At 70.4% G+C, this 19,196-nt stretch carries 16 protein-coding genes and 2 pseudogenes; 10 read left to right on the forward strand and 8 right to left on the reverse strand.

Annotated elements, in window-relative coordinates; all coding sequences use genetic code 11:
* Positions 1-71 precede the first annotated feature (71 nt).
* The 3 genes from ACWGIH_RS37365 to glgX form a co-directional block, all read right to left on the reverse strand.
* Entirely contained in the window at positions 72-1,433 is a 1,362-nt protein-coding gene (locus ACWGIH_RS37365; protein ID WP_453450169.1) for a carbohydrate-binding protein, read from the reverse strand.
* A 456-nt stretch (positions 1,434-1,889) separates the two neighbouring features.
* Complete coding sequence (locus tag ACWGIH_RS37370; protein WP_453450168.1) at positions 1,890-2,843, reverse strand: LysR substrate-binding domain-containing protein; 954 nt, start codon at positions 2,841-2,843, stop codon at positions 1,890-1,892.
* A gap of 68 nt (positions 2,844-2,911) precedes the next feature.
* Positions 2,912-5,236: a glycogen debranching protein GlgX gene (gene glgX, locus ACWGIH_RS37375; RefSeq protein ID WP_453450167.1), complete on the reverse strand. Its 2,325-nt coding sequence runs from the start codon at positions 5,234-5,236 to the stop codon at positions 2,912-2,914.
* A gap of 221 nt (positions 5,237-5,457) precedes the next feature.
* Between glgX and ACWGIH_RS37380 the strand changes: the two genes are divergently transcribed.
* The 7 genes and pseudogenes from ACWGIH_RS37380 to ACWGIH_RS37410 all read left to right on the forward strand — a co-directional run bounded on the left by ACWGIH_RS37380 (position 5,458) and on the right by ACWGIH_RS37410 (position 12,194).
* On the forward strand, positions 5,458-6,657 hold the full coding sequence (locus ACWGIH_RS37380) for an Ig-like domain-containing protein (protein ID WP_453450183.1): 1,200 nt from the start codon (positions 5,458-5,460) through the stop codon (positions 6,655-6,657).
* A 156-nt stretch (positions 6,658-6,813) separates the two neighbouring features.
* Entirely contained in the window at positions 6,814-8,058 is a 1,245-nt protein-coding gene (locus ACWGIH_RS37385; RefSeq protein ID WP_453450166.1) for a L,D-transpeptidase, read from the forward strand.
* Between the two features lie 67 nt (positions 8,059-8,125).
* On the forward strand, positions 8,126-8,896 hold the full coding sequence (locus tag ACWGIH_RS37390) for an enoyl-CoA hydratase/isomerase family protein (RefSeq protein WP_453450165.1): 771 nt from the start codon (positions 8,126-8,128) through the stop codon (positions 8,894-8,896).
* 299 nt (positions 8,897-9,195) lie between these two features.
* Positions 9,196-9,699, forward strand: coding sequence for an ATP-binding protein (locus ACWGIH_RS37395; protein WP_363212399.1), 504 nt, complete (start codon positions 9,196-9,198; stop codon positions 9,697-9,699).
* 511 nt (positions 9,700-10,210) lie between these two features.
* A pseudogene (locus ACWGIH_RS37400) lies at positions 10,211-10,363 on the forward strand (polysaccharide deacetylase family protein); the annotation flags it as partial.
* On the forward strand, positions 10,363-11,553 hold the full coding sequence (locus tag ACWGIH_RS37405) for a YncE family protein (RefSeq protein ID WP_453450164.1): 1,191 nt from the start codon (positions 10,363-10,365) through the stop codon (positions 11,551-11,553). The pseudogene ACWGIH_RS37400 and the gene ACWGIH_RS37405, both read left to right, overlap by 1 nt.
* A gap of 86 nt (positions 11,554-11,639) precedes the next feature.
* On the forward strand, positions 11,640-12,194 hold the full coding sequence (locus ACWGIH_RS37410) for a glycoside hydrolase family 25 protein (RefSeq protein ID WP_453450163.1): 555 nt from the start codon (positions 11,640-11,642) through the stop codon (positions 12,192-12,194).
* 8 nt (positions 12,195-12,202) lie between these two features.
* On the opposite strand, the gene ACWGIH_RS37415 is transcribed toward ACWGIH_RS37410, so the two are convergent.
* The 3 genes and pseudogenes from ACWGIH_RS37415 to ACWGIH_RS37425 all read right to left on the reverse strand — a co-directional run bounded on the left by ACWGIH_RS37415 (position 12,203) and on the right by ACWGIH_RS37425 (position 14,868).
* The gene (locus tag ACWGIH_RS37415; RefSeq protein ID WP_453450162.1) at positions 12,203-12,652 is read right to left on the reverse strand and encodes an endonuclease domain-containing protein; all 450 of its coding nucleotides are present in this window, start codon (positions 12,650-12,652) and stop codon (positions 12,203-12,205) included.
* Between the two features lie 380 nt (positions 12,653-13,032).
* A pseudogene (locus ACWGIH_RS37420) lies at positions 13,033-13,740 on the reverse strand (NADPH-dependent F420 reductase); the annotation flags it as partial.
* Positions 13,741-13,803: 63 nt separating this feature from the next.
* A complete protein-coding gene (locus ACWGIH_RS37425; RefSeq protein WP_453450161.1) occupies positions 13,804-14,868 on the reverse strand; it encodes a zinc-dependent alcohol dehydrogenase family protein in 1,065 nt (354 codons plus the stop codon).
* A 101-nt stretch (positions 14,869-14,969) separates the two neighbouring features.
* Between ACWGIH_RS37425 and ACWGIH_RS37430 the strand changes: the two genes are divergently transcribed.
* Genes ACWGIH_RS37430 through ACWGIH_RS37440 form a run of 3 tightly spaced genes read left to right on the forward strand, consistent with a single transcriptional unit; the run spans position 14,970 to position 17,785 of the window.
* Entirely contained in the window at positions 14,970-15,923 is a 954-nt protein-coding gene (locus ACWGIH_RS37430) for an AraC family transcriptional regulator (RefSeq protein ID WP_453450160.1), read from the forward strand.
* Positions 15,924-15,983: 60 nt separating this feature from the next.
* The gene (locus ACWGIH_RS37435; protein ID WP_453450159.1) at positions 15,984-16,655 is read left to right on the forward strand and encodes an RNA polymerase sigma factor; all 672 of its coding nucleotides are present in this window, start codon (positions 15,984-15,986) and stop codon (positions 16,653-16,655) included.
* Complete coding sequence (locus tag ACWGIH_RS37440; RefSeq protein ID WP_453450158.1) at positions 16,652-17,785, forward strand: CU044_5270 family protein; 1,134 nt, start codon at positions 16,652-16,654, stop codon at positions 17,783-17,785. The genes ACWGIH_RS37435 and ACWGIH_RS37440 overlap by 4 nt, the downstream gene beginning before the upstream one ends.
* Here the strand turns inward: ACWGIH_RS37440 and ACWGIH_RS37445 are convergent.
* Positions 17,743-18,213, reverse strand: coding sequence for an ABA4-like family protein (locus ACWGIH_RS37445; RefSeq protein ID WP_453450157.1), 471 nt, complete (start codon positions 18,211-18,213; stop codon positions 17,743-17,745). The genes ACWGIH_RS37440 and ACWGIH_RS37445 overlap by 43 nt on opposite strands.
* Entirely contained in the window at positions 18,210-19,142 is a 933-nt protein-coding gene (locus ACWGIH_RS37450; protein WP_453450156.1) for a hypothetical protein, read from the reverse strand. The genes ACWGIH_RS37445 and ACWGIH_RS37450 overlap by 4 nt, the downstream gene beginning before the upstream one ends.
* Positions 19,143-19,196 lie beyond the last annotated feature (54 nt).

A 19,196-nucleotide genomic window follows, 5' to 3' on the forward strand; every position in this document is an offset into this window, starting at 1 on the left:
TGGGAGTCAACGACCGGGCGCCCGCCGTGGCCACGGCGAGCGCCCGGGGAATCCTGGGCTGGGGGTTGCTTCTACGCCCGCTGCCACAGCGCGGGCGTGTTCGGCGGCTCCCAGCCGGGCTGAGCCTGGTGACCCTGGAGGCAGCGGTAGGTCGAACCGCCGTACGTGACCGAGTCACCCGCCGCGTACACCTTGCCCGCGGCCCACGTTCCGCCCGGCTCGGGGTCACCGGGGCCGGGGCCGCCCCCGGTGGTCTTGAGCGTCAGGCCGAACTGCTGGAGCAGCGGATTGATCGGCTGATGGAAGGTGGTGCCGCCGCTGCGGCAGTCACCCGAGCCGCCCGAGGTGACGCCCTGCGCCTGGCTGCCGGATATGTAGGAGCCGCCGGAGTCGCCGGGCTCCGCGCAGACCGTCGTACGCGTCACGCCGCTGATGGTGCCCTCGGGGTAGGTGACGCTGGTGTTGTGCTGCTGGATCGTGCCGCAGTGCCACCCCGTAGTGGAGCCGGAACGGCAGATCGACGCACCCACCGGGGACTGCGTGGAGCCCCCGACGCCGACCCGTTGCCCGCCCTGGCCCTTCACGTACGGGGTGGCGGTCCACTGGGAGTTGGTGGCGACCCAGGCCATGTCCCTGCCGGGGAAGACGGACGCCTGGAACGTGCCCTGAGCCACCTGGTTGTAGCCGCTGGTCGCGGTCCCCGCACGCCCGCAGTGCCCCGCCGTCGCGAAGCCCTGCTGCGTGCCCTTGGTGATCGGGAAGCCGATGGAACACCGGCCGCCCATGTAGTACGCGTCCCCGCCCACGAGGTCGTACAGCGGGCGCGGCCGTTCCTTGGCCTTCTCGACGCGTACGAGGGAGGAGTCGACCCCCGCGGCGGCGACGAGGGACTTCGCGGCGGGGACCTGTACGGCACGCACCACGACCGAGTTGGACCGCACGTCGACGTACCAGACGGGAGCGTCGCGCGTGGCCGCCTTCTTCGCGGCGCGATCCAACTTCTGCTTGGCGGCGTTCAGTTGACCCACCGAGTGCGACACGACCTCGGCCCGCGCACCGCGGGCCTCGATCGCGCGGACGTCGGAGGCGTCGGTGGTCGCCACGGTGAGCCGCGCCGAGGTGGCGCCGTGCACCCAGGCGCCCGCGAAGTCACGGCCGAGTGCGGCTTGCAGGGCTCCCGCGACGGCACCGGCGTCGGCCTCGTTGACCAGCCGGGCCTTCGCCTGCGCCGGCGTGAGGCCGAGATCCCGCTGCATGGCCTTCAGGACCTCGGGCGATGTCCTGTCGACGGCGGCGGTCTCGGCGGGGGAGGGCGAAGAGGACGCGGCGGCATCGGCCTGGGCGTTCGCGGTGCCGGGCAGCCCGGCGAGAGCCAGGGCGCCCGCGGCGGCGAGGGCGGCGGCCGCGGCACGTCTGCGATGGATGGGGAGCACGGGGGATCTCCTCGGTGTCGAGGGCGAGCGGATCGCCCACACCGTAGAAGCCTCAACTGCCCACCAGTAGCTGTCAGCTGACCCCTGGCCCTGACGTTATGGAAGGGGGCGGGCCGGTGCGTTCGGCGGCGAAGGCCAGTGGGTGCGGTGTCGTGTGGTGTCGGAGGGCGGGCGCATCGTCACGGCAGCTGTGCGGAAGGTGCTGCGAGCCATGCCGTGTAGCTCTCGCTGCGCCGGCGCCTCCGCGTGGGCCGGTGTGTTCGGGGGTGAAGCCTGTGGGTGCGGTGTCGTGTGGTGTCGGAAGGCGGGCGCATCGGCACGGCAGCTGTGCGGAAGGTGCTGCCAGCCATGCCGTGTAGCTCTCGCTGCGCGCCGTCACTTCCGCGTGGGCCGGTGCGTTCGGCGGCGAAGGCCCGTGGGTGCGGTGTCGTGTGGTGTCGGAAGGCGGGCGCATCGTCACGGCATCTGTGCGGAAGGTGCTGCCAGCCATGCCGTGTAGCTCTCGCTGCGCGCCGTCGCCTCCGCGTGGGCCGCGCGGGTCTGGGCGTACACGGTGGGGGCCGTGGTGTCGGCGCCGGTCGCCGGGTGCCAGCCCAGGAGGTGGCGCCAGTACAGCGGCGTTCCCGCCAGGGGGCGGGTCACCACGCCCGGCGTCGGCGGGAACGTCGCGCGGCAGAGCCCCACCGCCCGCCCGACCTGCACCAGGTGGACGCAGGACGCCACGTCCGTCTCGTACACGGAAGCCGGCGTGAAACCCGCGCGGGCGCACGCCGCCGTGAAGCAGTCCGCGAAGCAGCCGTCGCCCGGCACGTCCGTCCACGCCTCGTCGGCGAGCAGCGCCAGGTCGATCTCCCGGCGGCCTGCCAGCGGGTGGTCCGTGGGCAGCATGACGAAGACCGGGTCACGGGCCACCTCCCGCCACACCAGGAGCCCGCTCTCCGGTGGCGCGCTCGCCCCGCACGCTCCCACCAGCGCGAAGTCGAGGCGCCCGTCGGCCGTGCGGGAGGCGATCTCCCGCTCCGACCAGGAGATGTGAGTCGTCACCGGCACCCCCGGATGCGCGGCGGCGAGCCGGTCCACCAGGGCGCCGAGCAGCGGCCCGTGCGTCGCGCCGAGCCGGAACCCGGTGCCGCTCTGCCAGGCCGTGCCGAACCGCAGCGCCTCCTCCCGCAGCCCGCTGACCGCGGGCAGCACCACGCGGGCGCGGGCAAGGACGAACTCCCCGAGCGCGGTGGCCCGCACCCCGTGCCGCCCCCGCTCGAAGAGCTCCCCTCCCAAGGCACGCTCGATCCGCTTCAGCTGCGCGCTCAGGGCGGGCTGCGCGAGCCCCAGCGCCGTGGCGGCCTTGGTCAGGCTGCCCGCGTCGGCGATCGCCCGGATCGTCTTGAGGTGCCTCAACTCCAGGTCCATGCGCCGAGCTTGACCCGTGCGGCGGACCGCGGCAATGGTCAGGTCCGGACCAATGCCCCCGGCCCACGTCAACCGCCCGCGCCTCCCTCCCGCACGCGCAGCAACAGCACCGACCGCCCGGCCACCGTGACCGCCGCGTCGGCCGGCAGGACCGTGCCGGGCGCGGCCCCCTGCTCCTCCAGGGACGTGTCCACCACCACCTCGTACTCCCGTGCCCACGGCGCCCCCGGCAGCACGAAACTCCCGGCACGGTCAGCCGCGTGCAGAATCGCGAGGAAGCTGTCGTCGACGACCGGCGCACCCCTGGCGTCACGCCCCGGGATGTCACGGCCGGACAGATACATGCCGAGCGTCGCGGCCGGCGCGTACCAGTCGCCCTCCGTCATCTCCGTACCGCGCGCCGTGAACCACGCCAGGTCCCGCAGCCCGTCCGCCGAATGCGCACGCCCGGAGAAGAAGGCCCGCCGCCGCAGCACGGGATGCCGGTGGCGCAAGGCGATCAGCCGGGACGTCAGGTCGAAGAGCGCCGCCCAACCCGGCTCGTCGAGGAGCCCCCAGTCCACCCAGCTGATCTCGTTGTCCTGGCAGTACGCGTTGTTGCTGCCCCCCTGCGTACGCCCCATCTCGTCCCCGGCGACGAGCATCGGCACCCCCGTCGAGAGCAGCAGCGTCGTCAGGAGATTGCGCAGCTGACGCCGCCGCAGCTCCGTCACCCGCTCGTCCGTCGTCTCGCCCTCGACGCCGCAGTTCCAGGCCCGGTTGTCGTCCGACCCGTCCCTGTTCCCCTCGCCGTTCGCCTCGTTGTGCTTCCGCTCGTACGACACCAGGTCCCGCAGCGTGAACCCGTCGTGCGCCGTCACGAAGTTCACCGACGCGTACGGACGGCGCCCGCCCCACGCGTACAGATCGCTCGACCCGGAGAGCCGGTACCCCAGATCCCGCACATCGGGCAGCGCACCCCGCCAGAAGTCCCGCACTGCACCCCGGTAGCGGTCGTTCCACTCCGTCCACAGCGGAGGGAAGGCCCCCACCTGGTAGCCGCCGGAGCCCACGTCCCACGGCTCGGCGATCAGCTTCACCCGCCGGAGCACCGGGTCCTGCGCGATCACCGCGAGGAAGGGGGACAGCATGTCGACGTCGTGGAACGAGCGGGCAAGCGCCGCCGCGAGATCGAAGCGGAAACCGTCCACCCCCATCTCGGTCACCCAGTAGCGCAAGGAGTCCGTGATCAGGCGAAGGACGTGCGGCTGCACCACCTGGAGCGTGTTCCCGCAGCCCGTGTAGTCCGCGTACCGCCGCGCGTCGGACGGCTGAAGCCGGTAGTAGCCGCGGTTGTCGATGCCCTTGAGCGAGAACATCGGGCCCAGCTCGCCCGCCTCCGCCGTGTGGTTGTAGACCACGTCCAGGATCACCTCGATCCCGGCCGCGTGCAGCGCCCGCACCATCCGCTTGAACTCGCCGACCTGCTCACCCGTCGTCCCCGACGCCGCGTACGCCGCGTGCGGAGCGAAGTAGCCGATCGAGTTGTAACCCCAGTAGTTGCGCAGGCCCCGCTGCAGGAGATGGTCCTCATGGGCGAACTGGTGCACCGGAAGCAGCTCCACCGCCGTCACACCGAGCCGCACGAGATGGTCGATCGCCGCCGGATGCGCGAGCCCCGCGTACGTACCCCGCAGTTCCTCCGGAATCCCCGGGTGCAGCTTGGTGAAGCCGCGCACATGGACCTCGTAGATGACCGAGTCCGCCCACGGCGTCTTCGGGCGCCGGTCGTCCGCCCACTCGTCGTCCGGCGCGTCGTCGTGCACGACCACACCCTTGGGGACGTACGGCGCCGAGTCCCGGTCGTCCCGCACGGTGTCCGCCACGTGCTGCTGCGGCCAGTCCCGCACGTGCCCGTACACCTCCGGCGGCAGCCCGTGCGTCGCGAAGTCGCCGTCCACCGCGCGCGCGTACGGGTCGAGGAGCAGCTTCGCCGGGTTCCAGCGCGCGCCCGTCCAGGGGTCCCAGCGGCCGTGCACGCGGTAGCCGTAGCGCCGGCCCGGACGGACACCCGGCACGAAGCCGTGCCATATCTCGTGCGTCAGCTCGGTCAGCGGCGCGCGGGTCTCGGTGCCCCGCTCGTCGAAGAGGCAGAGCTCCACGGCCTCCGCACCCCCCGCCCACAGCGCGAAGTTGGTGCCCGCGACACCGTCGGGCCCCACCCTGAACCGCGCGCCGAGCGGCGTCGGCGCCCCCGGCCACACGGGCACCGCGCGCGCCAGCGACGCGGCCCGCGGCGCGGCGCGCGACGGAGCGGACGTCCCGTTCACGGCAACGGCCTCCCCGTTCCCGGCGGCCGCGCCGGTCCCGCGCCGCCCACCCCGGAGTGCTTCCTGTTCGGCTGCGCTGGACACCCGTTCGCCTCCTGCGGCTCGACCCCTGCCGCGTCCCGGCGGCGGTGGCGTACCCGACCGGACGGCACGTGCGGACCCGCGGGTCCGTGCCGTCCTTTCCACTGTTCTGCCCAGCGTGTGCGTCGCACTCACGTTTCCCCAGGAGGGGGACGGTCGTTGGGACGGGCGTGAGACAGGTAGCGAGGCGCGCTCGGCGCGCAGGGGCCGCGCTGGCCGCCGTGGTGACATGGGCAGGACTGCTTGCCGGGGCCGCGGGATGCAGCGGCGACGGCGACGGCATCGACAGGCTGATGGGCAAGCCACGGTCGCCCGCCGACGCGATCCGGGTGACGCCCGACGACGGCAGCAAGGGAGTCAAGGGAGACGAAAGGCTCCAGGTCGAGGTCCCCGACGGACGCCTCGAATCGGTGAAGGTCGTCCGGGTGCAGGACGCGCGGGAGCAGACCGTGCCCGGCCGCATCGACGAGGACGGCATGACCTGGAAGCCCCTGGACGAGGGCGGCCTCGCGCTCGCCGCGAAGTACTCGGTGGACGCCGTCGCCCTCGACGGCCACGGCCGCCGCTCGGCCCGGCACACGACGTTCACGACCGCCGTCCCCGACGAGCGGTTCATCGCCTACGTCTCGCCGGAGAACCGCTCCACCGTCGGCACCGGCATGATCGTCTCCCTGGAGTTCAACCAGGAGATCGAGAACCTCCGGGCCGTCCAGCGCGCCATCAGCGTCACCGCCGAGCCCGCCGTCGACGTACGGCCGCACTGGTTCGGCAAGACCCGCGTGGACTTCCGCCCCGAGAAGTACTGGAAGCCCGGCACGAAGGTCACCGTCGGCCTGCGCCTGCGCGACGTCGAGGCCGCCCCCGGCGTCTACGGCCTCCAGGACAAGAGCTTCTCGTTCACGGTCGGCCGCAGCCAGACCTCCTTGGTCGACGCCGCCGAGCACACCATGGAGGTACGCCGCGACGGCGAGCTCCTCTCCACCGTCCCGATCACCGCGGGCGCCCCCAAGACCACGACGTACAACGGGAAAATGGTGGTCACGGAGATGCTGGAGGTGACCCGGATGAACAGCCGCACCGTCGGTTTCGGCGGCGAGTACAACATCCCCGACGTCCCGCACGCGATCCGCCTGACGACGTCCGGCACCTTCCTGCACGGCAACTACTGGGCTCCTGACGCCCCCGGCAACACGAATGTCAGCCACGGCTGCATCGGCCTGCGCGACGTGAAGGGCGGCGGCTCACGGACCCCGGCGGGGTGGTTCTTCGACCGCACCCTGATCGGTGACGTGGTCGAAGTCGTCAACAGCGATGACAAGAAAGTCGCTCCTGACAACGGCCTCGGTGGCTGGAACATGGACTGGAAGGACTGGACGGCGCAGCCCGGACCGGAGCCGAAGGCCGCCCCCACGGACCGGCGCTGAGGCAAGGCCCGCCCCCATGCGCAGTTGGGACTGAACGGTGACATTGGCGGGGAGTCATCGATCAGGACCGTGTGGTTATCTAGCGCAGGCGCGTGTCTGTGCGCGCTGAGGCACTGGGGTGCGGGCCTGACCAGGCCGTGCGAGGGGAGACACATCTTGAACGGGCGACCGATATCGGGGACGTCGGTTGGTGCGCGGGGGAGTGCGCGACGACGGGGGACCAAGGGTCTCTTTGCGGTGGCATCGGGTGTGACGCTGCTGTTGGTCACGGCATGCGGCGGGGGAGGCGGCTCGGACGCGGGCGGCGACGGCAAGGGCGAGGCGGCCGACAAGAACGCGCCGTCGACGGCGGTGGTGAACATAGCCCCGAAGGACGGCGCCGACTCGGTGGCGACCAGCGGCGCACTGAAGATAGCCGCCGACAAGGGCAAGCTTTCGCAGGTCAAGGTCGAGGACAGCAAGGGCAATCCGGTCCCGGGCAAGATCGCCCAGGGCGGCGCCACATGGACGCCGGCGCATCACCTCGCCGCCTCCACGAAGTACAAGGTCCACGCGATAGCCAAGGACTCCGAGGGACGTGAATCGGCCAAGGACACGTCGTTCACGACGCTGACGCCGAAGAACACCTTCATCGGCCAGTTCACGCCGGAGGACGGCTCGAAGGTCGGCGTGGGGATGCCGTTCTCGGTCCACTTCAACCGCGGCATCACCGAGCCCGCGGACGTCGAGAAGGCCATCCGGATCAAGACGGAGCCCGCCGTCGACGTCGAGCCGCACTGGTTCGGCAACGACCGCATCGACTTCCGTCCCGAGAAGTACTGGAAGGCGGGGACGAAGGTCACCGTCAACCTCAACCTCGACGGTGTCGAGGGCCGGCCCGGGGTCTACGGCGAGCAGGCCAAGACCCTGAAGTTCACCATCGGCCGCAGCCAGGTCTCCACCGTCGATGCCAAGTCGCACCAGATGAAGGTCGTCCGGGACGGCAAGCAGATCAAGAAGATCCCGATCACCGCGGGCGCCCCCGGCACGACGACGTACAACGGCCAGATGGTCATCAGCGAGAAGCTCGCGGTCACGCGCATGAACGGCGAGACCGTCGGCTTCGGCGGCGAGTACGACATCAAGGACGTCCCGCACGCGATGCGCCTGTCCACCTCGGGCACGTTCATCCACGGCAACTACTGGTCGGGCGGCGCGTTCGGCAACACGAACGCCAGCCACGGCTGCATCGGCCTGAGCGACGTGCGCGGCGGCTACAGCAAGAAGACGCCCGCCGGATGGTTCTTCGCCAACTCCCTGATCGGCGACGTCGTCGTCGTGAAGAACTCCGCGGACAAGACGATCCAGCCCGAGAACGGCTACAACGGCTGGAACATGTCCTGGGAGAAGTGGAAGGCCTGACACCCCGGCCGGGATCACACCCCGGCCGCATGTCCCCGTCATGCGAGGCACGGCTAACGTGCCTCGCATGACATCTGTGCATCTCGAAGTCGCCGAGGGCGTCGGCACGATCCGCCTCGACCGCCCCCCGATGAACGCGCTCGACATCGCCCTCCAGGACCGGCTCAAGGAACTGGCCGAAGAGGCGACCCGGCGCGACGACGTACGCGCCGTGATCATCTACGGCGGCGAGAAGGTGTTCGCGGCGGGCGCGGACATCAAGGAGATGCAGGCGATGGACCACGCGGCGATGGTCGTGCGGTCCAGGGCCCTGCAGGACTCCTTCACCGCGGTCGCCCGCATCCCCAAGCCCGTCGTCGCCGCCGTCACCGGCTACGCGCTCGGCGGCGGCTGCGAGCTCGCGCTCTGCGCCGACTTCCGCATCGCCGCCGACAACGCCAAGCTCGGCCAGCCCGAGATCCTGCTCGGTCTGATCCCCGGCGCGGGCGGCACCCAGCGGCTGTCCCGGCTGGTCGGCCCGTCCAAGGCCAAGGACCTCATCTTCACCGGCCGCATGGTCAAGGCCGACGAGGCGCTCACCATGGGTCTGGTGGACCGGGTCGTGCCCGCCGCCGAGGTGTACGAGCAGGCGCACCAGTGGGCCGCGCGCCTCGCGCAGGGCCCCGCGCTCGCGCTGCGCGCCGCCAAGGAGTCCGTGGACGCGGGGCTCGAGACGGACATCGACACCGGGCTCGCGATCGAGCGCACCTGGTTCGCCGGTCTGTTCGCCACCGAGGACCGTGAGCGCGGCATGCGCAGCTTCGTCGAGGAGGGACCCGGCAAGGCGAAGTTCCTCTGAAACTCCGCCGGAGCGCGCTCAGTTGAGGTCGCGTCTGAGGTCGCGTCTGAGGTCGCGTCAGCCAAAGTGTCGCCCGAAGGAGCGGATTATGCGCGGGTTAAGAGAACCTTAAGTCCGCGCGCTCCGAGGCCGTAAGTGATCACCCGTAAGCGGGCAGTCATCGCAGGTCAGAGGGGGTATGGCAGGGTCCCGTCTGCCACTGGCATATGCCCACCCGGCCCCCCGGAACGGTTGGTTCCGGGGGGCCTATTCCGTCGGAACGGCCCCGGAACACGCTGTCTGCGGCCATGATGGGGGGCATGGCGGGGCTGGAGGGTATCGAACAGCCGCGGCGACACGGGAGTGCGACCGCGGCGCGCTGGTCGCCGGCGGTTGAGGACGAACACGCGCTCAAGGCGCTCGAGTTGTTCGGCAATCCGACGGACGCGGAGGTTCCGCTGCCGTCGCGTCCGGAGTCCGCCGCCATCGCGCGCAGGCTCGCCCAGGTCGTGGTGCTCCGGCACTGGGGCCTCTCCCCGAAGCTCACCGAGGACGCGGTGCTCCTCACCTCCGAGCTCGTCGGCAACGCCGTGCGGCACACCGGCGCCCGTGTCTTCGGGCTGCGGATGATGCGGCGGCGCGGCTGGATCAGGATCGAGGTGCGCGACCCCTCGCGCGGACTGCCCTGTCTGATGCCCGTCCAGGAAATGGACCTCAGTGGCCGCGGCCTCTTCCTGGTCGACAAGCTCTCCGACCGCTGGGGCGTGGATCTGCTGCCGCGCGGCAAGACGACCTGGTTCGAGATGCGGGTCGCCGACCGCTGAGGAGACGCCCGCCGGGGCGGTCGCTGGGCGGTCGCGGGGCGGTCGCCGATACGCGAAAGCCCCCGGTCGCCGGTTGGGGCGCTGCGGGGGCCTGCGCGGGGCGCCGCGGACAAAGGGGTGTGGTCCGCGGACGCCGATGACGACCTGAGCCCGGGTCAATGGGGGTCGTGATTCCGACTATGGCAGACGGGGGCCAGCGATCCAAAAGTCCCGATCCGGGCACGCTGGGACAAATTATGACAGTTCAAAGGTGAATCCTTGGTGAGCTGGGACACCTGCCTGGTAAACGCTGGTTAAGTTCCAGCTGTGACAGGTGTTCCGCAAGGGGTGCCGAGGTGGCCGCCCGGCTCCCGGGCCCGAACCGCGGGGGCTCGCGCGCGGCCAATAAGCGTCTTTTGCCTTCTTTACCCATTAAATGGTCGGGTGACCGAGACCGACCGCCGTGGAGCCCCGCGCACGGGCGCCGGCCTTGCCGCCGCGGGCTGCCTACGCGGACCTCGCCGGCTGTGTCGTCACCCGCAAGATCACCACAGAGGTACGCGCGGACTCCGTCGTGAGCCCGCACTCCGGGTACGCGGACACGGTCGCCGCGCTCCCCGCCGTCCTGCAAGAACTGGACCGCCGCGACCCGCGCGCGGTGACGACCACGGAGTTGCTGACCTGATGACCCTGCACCTGAACCTCACCCGGCGCACCGGAGCGGTCGTCGCCGCCGGTGCCGTCGTCGCCGCCGCGCTCGCCGGATGCGGCGGCGAGCCCCGCGAGGACGAAGCCCTCGGCACCAAGGGCATCCGGAAACCCACCACCAAACCCAAGGCCGCGGACGGACTGCCGGGCATGCCGCCCGTCCTCGACCCCAAGGACGTCTACGCGGCCGACCGCCCGGGCAAACTCTCCCCGGTGGTCAAGGACTTCCCCTCCCGGATCTACGTCCCCAACACCAACTCCAACACCGTCTCCGTCATCGACCCCAAGTCGTACGAAGTGGTCGACACGATCGACGTCGGGGTCCAGCCGCAGCACGTGGTCCCCTCCTGGGACCTGAAGACGCTCTGGGTCAACAACAACCGCGGCCATACGCTCACGCCCATCGACCCCAAGACCGGCAAGGCGGGAAAGCCGGTCGACGTGCACGACCCGTACAACCTCTACTTCACGCCCAACGGCAAGCACGCCATCGTGATGGCCTCCATGGACCGGGAGCTCGTCTTCCGCGACCCGCACACCATGAAGAAGGTCAAGACCGAACCGGTCAGCTGCTACGGCGTCAACCACGCCGACTTCTCGGCCGACGGACGCTACTTCATCGTCTCCTGCGAGTTCTCGGGCGAACTCCTGAAGGTCGACACGGAGAAGATGAAGGTGGTCGCCCAGCAGAAGCTGCCCTTCAAGGGCGCGATGCCGCAGGACGTGAAGATCTCGCCCGACGGCAAGACCTTCTACGTCGCCGACATGATGGCCGACGGCATGTGGGTCCTGAGCGGCGACAAGTTCGACAAGCCGAAACTCCTGCCGACCGGCAAGGGCACCCACGGCCTGTACGTCAGCCGGGACTCACGCGAGATGTACGTGTCCAACCGCGGCGAGGGCACCGTCTCCGTCTTCGACTTCCCCAAGAACAAGCTCACCAAGAAGTGGAAGCTTCCCGATGGCGGCAGCCCCGACATGGGTGGAGTGTCGGCGGACGGCAACACCCTCTGGCTGTCCGGGCGTTACGACTCCGAGGTGTACGCCATCGACACCCGCACCGGAGTCCAGACCGCCCGCATCCCCGTCGGCGGCGGCCCGCACGGCCTCGCGGTCTACCCGCAGCCCGGCCGCTACTCGCTCGGACATACGGGGATCTTCCGCTGAGCGGTTCAACGGTTGACCATCACGGCCACCGGGCACCACAAGGGTAGATCCAGCCGACCTCCCCTCTGCCGCTCAGGAGGCTGCCCGTGCTCAAAGGCATCGACGTCAGCTCGTACCAGTCCACGTTCGACACGGACGGCATCTCCTTCGTCATCATAAAATCGACGGAAGGCCGCTCGTACGTCAATCCAAGGCTGACGGCACAGACGAAGCGGGCACGGGACGGCGGCTGCGTGGTCGGCTTCTACCACTTCCTGTGGCCGGGGAACATCAAGGCCCAGGCGGAGTACTTCGTCAGCAAGTCCCCTGAGAAGTCAGGGGACTTGCTCGCGGTGGACTGGGAGTGGACGGGCGACCACACCCGAGCGAGCAACGCGGAGAAGGACCGCTTCATCCGCGAGGTGAAGAGGCTGCGGCCTTCTCATAGGACGGTGCTCTACACGAACCGCGACTTCTGGTTGAACCACGACACCACGTCGTACGCGGGCGACGCCCTCTGGATCGCCGACTACGTCACGGCGGGCAAGCCACGCATCAAGGCGAAGTGGCGCATCCACCAGTACACGTCGTCGCCGCTGGACAAGAACGTGGCGGACTTCGAGAGCAAGCAGGCGATGCGGGACTGGGCCACGGTTGACTGACTGTTCGCCTACAGCCCTTCTGTCGCGAGCGGTTCCTGCCGGAACCGCTTCGCGGGTGGATTGGCGATGTAGGTGTCCAGCAGGCCGAAGTTGCGCAGGTGGGCCGGAAGGGCTTCGTACCAGGCAAGCCCGTAAGCATTGCAGTTCGAGCAGACGAGGCCACGGATGCACGTGCCGCAGCTCCTGCCGCCGTTGCAGCAGGCATGGTCGTGATCAATGTCCGGGGCCCGCGTCCGTGCTGCCTCGGCAGACCCGCATATCGCGCAGCGCTCGCCCTGGTATTTCCAGAGCCTGTCGATGAATTCCTTGGTCACGCTGTAGTTGCTGAGCCGGACGCGTTCGGCGTTGCAGGGCTTGCAGTAGGGGCGAGGAGCACCTGCCTTATTGACCACCGAATACGCGGAGACCGGTTTGCTCTCGCCGCATGCGAGGCATTCGACGAGCCCGCCTTCGATCATGGCCCGGTAAGACGCGCTGTCTCTTCGCTTCCGTAGCGGTGCCAGTGCCTTGCCGCAGCTCTGCTGACCGTAGTGGCCCGTGCAGAGCCCCTTGGCGGACACTGCCCTCTCGCAGCCATCGAACCCGCACCTTCGGTAGTCATCCGGTGCTGAGCGACGGTGGTTGATGGCGGTAAGAGGCCTGCGTCGCCGATGTTGGCTGTAGTGATACCGGCACAGCCCTTTCGTCAAGGGGTACTTGTCGGAGGTGCGCTCGCACGCCCACCCGTCTCCATTGGCCGAACAGATACGCATGGATCGATCAACGAAGCGGGTGGGCGTGGGTCACCGCGGTGGTTCTGGGCGGGTCCGACGTGGCGCTCCAGTTCGACCGGTGGCTGTCAGGCGCGCCACTCCGCCGTGCGCTCCGGGGTCGCTTCGGACAGTGCCTTGGTTACTGCTTCGGTGTCCTTGGCCAGGCCGTAGACCGGGGTGCCGGGCTGTTGGCGCCAGGAGTTGTCCTGGCCGCCGTTGTCGACGGTGTCGAAGCCGATCTCGTCGATGAGGTCGCGTACGACCTTCTTGGCGGCCTCGTCGTCGCCGGAGACCGGGAGGGCGACGCGGCCGGGGGTGCCCTTGGGCTGTGGCTTGTCGAGGATGTCCTGGGCGTATGTGCCGTTGAAGGCCTTGATGACCGGGTGGCCGATCTGGCGCTCGGTCCAGCGGCTCTCGGTCAGACCCTCTTCGATCTCGGCGATCTTCCCGTCACGCTGCTGGGGGTAGTAGTTGCCGGTGTCGATGACGGCGACGTTCTCGGCGGCGCCGTCGAGGATGCCGGACGGCAGGTTCGGTACGGCCTTCAGGGGGATCGTCACCACGACGACCTCTGCGCCGCGTGCGGCCTCCTCGACCGTCACTGCCTTGGCGCCGGTCTCTTCGGCGAGAGCGGTGAGGGTGTGCGGGCCGCGGGAGTTGGCGACGGACACGTCGTGGCCGATGGCCGTGAGGCGGCGGGTGAGGTTGCCGCCGATGTTGCCCGCGCCGATGATGCCGATCTTCATGACTGACCCTTCCGGGGTTGATTCGCCGGTGTCGTAGCGGAGCCAACCTCCGGTACGGGTGAAGTATTCCGGGCCGGGTGGCCCCGGGCCGGGAGAGGGAGGCGGCCTGCCTCAGAGTTTCACCACGATCTTGCCGATGTGCGTATTGGACTCCATCAGGCGGTGCGCGTCCTGGATGCGGTCGAGTCCGTCGAAGACCTCGGCGACCTGTGGGCGCAGGGTGCCGTCGCGCAGGCCCTGGTTGAGGAAGGCCGTGGAGCGGCGGCGGCCTTCCGGTGTGGTGGTCAGGGTGGAGTTGGCATAGAAGTGGATCTTCAGGCCGGCCATCCACGGGAGCTCCGCGGGGCGCGGGTCGAGCCAGCCGTAGGCGACGACGGTGCCGCCCTCCGGGATGAGCGCCTGCGCCAGGGTGCGGAAGCCGGGGCCGCCGATCGCGTCGAAGATGAGCTCGACGCCGTGCCCGCGGGTGGCCTGCCTGGCCTCCTTCACGACATCCTCGGTGTCCTTGCCTCCGGTGACGATGACGTCCGCCGCGCCCAGGTCCAGGAGTTGCTGCCGCTTCGTCTCGGTGCGGGTGGTGGCGATCGGGATGGCTCCGAGGCGCCGGGCGACCTGGATGGCGGCCGTCCCCACCCCGCTGGACGCGCCGGTGATCAGGACGTGGTCGCCGGGGCGGAGCCCGCCCGTCTCGACCAGGCCGCCGTACGCCGTGGTGTAGGTGAGCCAGGCGGCGGCGCCGGTGATCGCGTCCACCTCCGCCGGGCGGGGGACGACCGCGGACTCGGGCAGGACGACGCGCTCGGCGTACACACCTTGTGCGCTCATCTCGATGCCGGGCCCGGTGAACACCGTGTCGCCCACGGCGAATTCGCTGACTCCCTCGCCGGTCCGCTCGATGACGCCCGCCGCTTCGTAGCCGAGCCGGGAGCCGGGGAGGGCCGGCTGGTAGTAGTAGCCGCCCGAGCGGAAGAGGGCTTCGGCGCGGTTGAGGCCCAATGCCTCGACCCGGACGAGGACTTCACCCGGACCCGGGGCCGCCAGCTCCACGTCGTGGATCCCCAGGACCTCGGGCCCGCCGATCCTGTCGAAGAGCACGGTGGGAGTGGTGGCGGATGTGCGGGCCGCGTCGCTCGTGTGCGTCGTGTGGGTTGTGCCGGTCGGCTGAGATGTCGTCATGAAGGCAACGCTAGGCCGGGTCAGGGAGACGATCCATGCTTGTCTATCTTGTTATTCTGTTCGTTCGTCTCGTCTCTTGAGTGCCGCGCTACCGTACGGACATGGACGTACTCAGCGACGCGATCGCCGCCATGCGGACCGGGCGCCCGCACTCCTCCCGTACGTACAAGCACGCCCCCTGGGGCCTGCGGTTCGCCCCGTCGAACGGCGCCGGGTTCCACGTCGTGCTCCAGGGCTCCGCCTGGCTGCTCACGGCCGGGGACGGGGTGGAGCCGGTGGCGCTGGGGCCCGGTGACGTGGTCTTCCTCGCGCACGGGAGGGGACACGGCCTGGCGAGCGCGCCCGACGCGCCCCTGGAGGAGTTCGCCCTCGAAGCGGACGGGACCTGGCCGAGGGAGTGGGAGAGCGCGGGCGACGGCGCGACCACGGTGCTGCTCTGCGGGGCCTATCAACTCGACAAGGCGCGCGCCCATCCGTTGCTCGCCGAGCTGCCCGAGGTGGTGCATCTGCCGGCCAGGGTCGGCGAGCACGCCGCGGTGCGCGCCGCGGTCGAGCTCCTCGGCGCCGAACTGGCCGACGCGCAGCCGGGGTCGGACGCCGTCGTGCCCGCCCTGCTCGACACGATGCTGCTCTACATCCTGCGTGCGTGGTGGCTGAGGGAGCGGCACGGCACTGGGTACCCGACCGGTTGGGCGGCCGCGCTCGCCGACCCGGCGGTGGCCGCCGCGCTGCGGGCCGTCCACGGCGACCCGGCGCACCCGTGGACGGTGGAGAACCTCGGCGCGCTCGCGGGTCTGTCGCGCGCCGCGTTCGCCCGCAGGTTCACGGCGACCGTGGGGACGCCGCCGCTCGCGTACCTGACGTGGTGGCGGATGACGACGGCCGGGCGCCTGCTGCGTGCGGACGATCTGCCGCTGCGGCAGGTCGCCGAGCGGGCGGGCTACACCTCGGAGTTCGCCTTCTCCAAGGCGTTCAAGCGGGAGTTCGGGGTGGCGCCGGGCCAGTACCGGCGGCTGGGGGCCGCCGGGTGGTCGGCACGGGGCGGCGGCATGTGACGAGGGGCACAGGAACTCGTCGGAGGGCGCGGAGAGGTACGTGGTGTGAGGCGTACTGAAGTGGGAGAAGCGGGAGGCGGCATCCATGCGCGGATCCGGGCGGGGGAGCGGGCGGCGTTCGGTGAGTTGTACGAGGCGTACGCGCGGACGGTCTACAACCACGCCCTTCGGCTGACCGGCGACTGGTCGACCGCCGAGGAGGTCATGTCCGAGACCTTCCTCGCGGCCTGGCGGACCCGCGACCGCCTCGAGCCGGACGGCGGCTCGCTCAAGCCGTGGCTGCTCGGCATCGCGACGCACAAGGCGCAGAACGCCAACCGCGGTCTGAGGCGTCGGCTCGCTTTTCTGTCGCGTCAGCCCCCGCCGCCCGAAGTGGCGGACTTCGCCGAGGAGTCGGCGGGTCGGATGGACGACGCGCGGCGGCTCGCGGCGGTGCACGGCGCGCTGCGCAGACTGCGCCGCCCTGAGCGTGAGGTGCTCGTGCTGTGCGTGTGGTCCGGCCTTGACTACGCGCAGGCGGCGGAGGCGCTCGGAGTTCCGGTCGGCACGGTGCGTTCGCGGCTGTCGCGGGCGCGGGCGCGGCTGCGGCGGCTGAGCGAGGACGGGGCGGCCATGACCGATGTGCCGGAAGTGAAGAACGTGAAGAACGTGACGGAACCTCTCCGTGGCCGCGGAGAGGTAGAGAGTGAGGCCGCGTTCGCGGCCCTGCCCCTGCGGGAGGAATTCCGATGAACGCCGCCACCCCGTCCCGGGGAGAGGACGAGGCCGCTGAACTGGCCCGCCTGCTGCCGGAGTCGGACGAGAACGAATGGGAACTTCCGCCGGGGCGTCACCTTCACCACAAGGACGTCCTGATGCAGCAGATCGACCGAGACACCGCCCCCGGGCAGAAGGCTCCTGCCCCCGTAGGGAAGGCCCCCGCCTCCCCCCGCCGTGGGTTGCTGCGCCCCGCGGTGCTGATGCCGGCCGCCGCCGCGCTCGCCGTGGCCGGGATCGTGGCCGTCACGCTGCCGTCCGGTGGCGCCGGGGGTGTCCGCGACATGGGTGCGGGCCGGGGCGCCACTCCTGGTGCGACCGTCACGCTGGACCGGATCGCGAACGCCTCCCTGAAGTCCGGCACGCAGCGGGTGAAGGACAGCCAGTTCGTCTATGTGCGCAGCCTCGTCCGGTCCAACGAGGGTGAGCTGGACGGCGAGGTGAAGATCGGCGCCCCGTACACGGAGGAGGTCTGGCTGAACCAGAACCCCGCCCCCGTCACGGACATCGGCATGACGCGCGCGAGCGGGAAGGGCGCTCCGATGGACGGGCAGGATCTGCCCATCGAGGCGTCCGCCGTGGACGGCTCCGACGACTCCGGTGCCATTCCGGAGGGACCCGACCGGCCGACGTACGACTGGCTGGCCTCGTTGCCCACCGATCCCGACGCCCTGTTGAAGAAGCTGTACGCCGAGACGAAGGTGACCGGTGAGCGGGAGACGAAGGCGCAGGCCGTCTTCGACCGGATCGGCGGCCTGGTCGGCGGGACGATCATGCCGCCGGAGAACGCCGCCGCGTTCTACAAGGCGGCCGCCAAGCTCCCCGGCGTGGTGCAGGTGCCCGACGCGGTGGACGCGGCGGGCCGGCACGGGATCGGCATCACCATCGAGGAGTCGGCTTTCGCCACGCGCGGCGAATGGATCTTCGACAAGAAGACCTTCGCGTACCTGGGTTCGCGCGGCTACATGACCAAGAACCACAAGCCGGGCGGCAAGCCGGGCAAGGCGGGGAACCCCGAGGTCTTCAACGGCAGCAGCGCGGTCCTGGAGCGCGCGGTCGTCGATCAGCGCGGTATGAAGCCGGAGCCGACCACCGGCCGCGGCTGATCACGGTTCGCCCGGGCCACCCGAACCGACCGCAGCAGCAGGAACAGCAGCAGCCCGAACGGCGAGAGGAGGATCGTCAGGACCAGGAGCGGTCCCATCACCAGCGGGTGGATGCCTATGCGCCGCGCCTCGTGGTACATCCACTGTCCGATCAGCAGGTCCCAGGCGATGACCTGGGCCCAGATCGCGCCCGCTCCGTTGGCGAGGACGAGCAGGTCACGGAACCCGTCGATGTCCGGGCTGCTGACGGCGGCCCAGAGTTCGGGGAGGACGGGCAGTGCCATGGCGACGTAGACGGCGAGCACGGGTACGACGGTGAGGGGCGATGCGGCGATGCGGGCCGTCGTCCGCCACCCGGGCGCGAAGATCATGAGCAGCCAGACCGGAGCGGCCAGCCAGAAGGAGAGTTCGAAGAGGAATCCGGTCATGACACGAGCTCCTTGTCGCCGTGGGTTTCCGTGCTCCCGGTTTCCTGAACGGAGCGCCGGGTGGGTCTGGTCGAGGTGCGCAGAGCTCCGTACGCGCTGACGGCCGTGGCTGCGGTGATCACCCCGGCCGCCGTCAGTGTCGCGCCGTCCGGGTGGATGAGGGGCTGGCCGCGCAGGGCCTGCCAGGTGACCAGGGCGAAGGCGGCGGCGTACGCGGCCGAGGCGATGAGCACGAGCCGCAGCCGCACCCGGCCGTCCGTGAGCCGGCCGAAGCGGGGGCGCGCCGCGAGGGCCGTCAGGCCCATGAGGAGCAGCGGGAGCAACTGCAGTGCGTGCATGCCGACGAAGTGCGGGACGCGCAGATCACCGCCCGTGGTCGACCAGCCGGTCAGCGGCATGGAGGGGCCGCCGTCCGGTACGCCGACGCTGTGGGCGCCGACGATCGGGGAGCTGCCCCGCTCCTGGCCGGGCGCGGGCTGCGTCATCAGGAACCCGATGGCCGCCCCGGCGAGCGCGATGGCGACCGAGCAGCGCATCGCCCAGGCCGACGCGCGGTCGGCGATGCGGGCCCGCAGCAGCAGGATCGCGATGAGCAGGGTGCCGAGCCACAGGATGACGACGGTGACGGCCATCGCGTTGAAGAGGGCCTCGTCGAACGGGGTCGCGTGGTTGAAGTGGCTGCGCTTTCCCCGCACCACCTGTGCGGTGATGATCACCATCTCGACGAGGCTCGACACGGCGACGACCGTGCCCGCCCACCAGCCCGCCTTCCGGCCGCGGTCGAGCAACGACAGCATCCAGGCGAGCGAGAGTCCGTAGGCGACGAACGAGACCGAGAACTTGAACGGCTTGAACCAGATCCGGGCCCCTGTCAGGACGCGGTCGTCGACGACGAGTCCGACGCCGGATATGACCGCCAGGATCGCCATGGACGCGGAGAACAGGACGAGTGGTCGATGCCATGAACGCCATAAAGGCATGGA

Source organism: Streptomyces sp. NPDC054872, from assembly GCF_053610705.1.